This is a genomic window from Palleronia pontilimi, from assembly GCF_016412875.1.
Taxonomy (GTDB): domain Bacteria; phylum Pseudomonadota; class Alphaproteobacteria; order Rhodobacterales; family Rhodobacteraceae; genus Palleronia; species Palleronia pontilimi.
In genome coordinates this window covers 1-888 of record NZ_JAEKPD010000050.1, presented here as the reverse complement: position 1 = coordinate 888, position 888 = coordinate 1, and the positions used below count along the sequence as shown (strand labels likewise).

Sequence of the window (888 nt, the reverse complement as noted above, 5' to 3'; positions counted from 1 at the left end):
GTGAACGCCGCCGACGGCCCCATGCCCCAGACGCGCGAGCACATCCTGCTCGGCCGCCAGGTCGGCATCCCGTCCATGGTCGTCTACATGAACAAGGTCGACCAGGTCGATGACGAGGAACTGCTCGAGCTGGTCGAGATGGAGATCCGCGAGCTGCTGTCCAGCTACGAGTATCCCGGCGACGACATGCCCGTGATCCCCGGCTCGGCCCTGGCCGCCATGAACGGCACCGATCCCGAGATCGGCGAAGAGTCCATCCGCAAGCTGATGGCCGCCGTGGACGAATACATCCCCACGCCCGAGCGCGCGGTGGACCAGCCCTTCCTGATGCCGGTCGAGGACGTGTTCTCGATCTCGGGCCGCGGCACGGTCGTGACCGGTCGCGTCGAGCGCGGCGTGATCAACGTGGGCGACGAAATCGAGATCGTCGGCATCAAGGACACCAAGAAGACCACCTGCACCGGCGTCGAGATGTTCCGCAAGCTGCTGGACCGCGGCGAGGCGGGCGACAATATCGGCGCGCTGCTGCGCGGCGTGGACCGCGAAGGCGTGCAGCGGGGCCAGGTGCTCTGCAAGCCCGGCTCGGTGAAGCCGCACACGAAGTTCGAAGCCGAAGCCTACATCCTGACCAAGGAAGAGGGCGGCCGCCACACGCCGTTCTTCGCCAACTACCGGCCCCAGTTCTACTTCCGCACGACGGACGTGACGGGCACGGTGCAGCTGGCCGAGGGCACGGAAATGGTGATGCCGGGCGACAACGTGTCCTTCGGCGTCGAGCTGATCGCGCCGATCGCCATGGAAGAAAAACTGCGCTTCGCCATCCGCGAAGGCGGCCGCACCGTCGGCGCCGGCGTGGTCTCGAAAATCATCGAGTAACCCGCGACGCAG

General features: G+C 66.6%; 1 protein-coding gene. It reads left to right on the top strand.

Annotation, left to right across the window (positions count from 1 at the left end):
• The coding region (locus tag ILP92_RS18235; RefSeq protein WP_198917839.1) for an elongation factor Tu at window positions 1–876 on the top strand (876 nt) is incomplete at its 5' end.
• Between the last annotated feature and the right edge of the window lie 12 nt (window positions 877–888).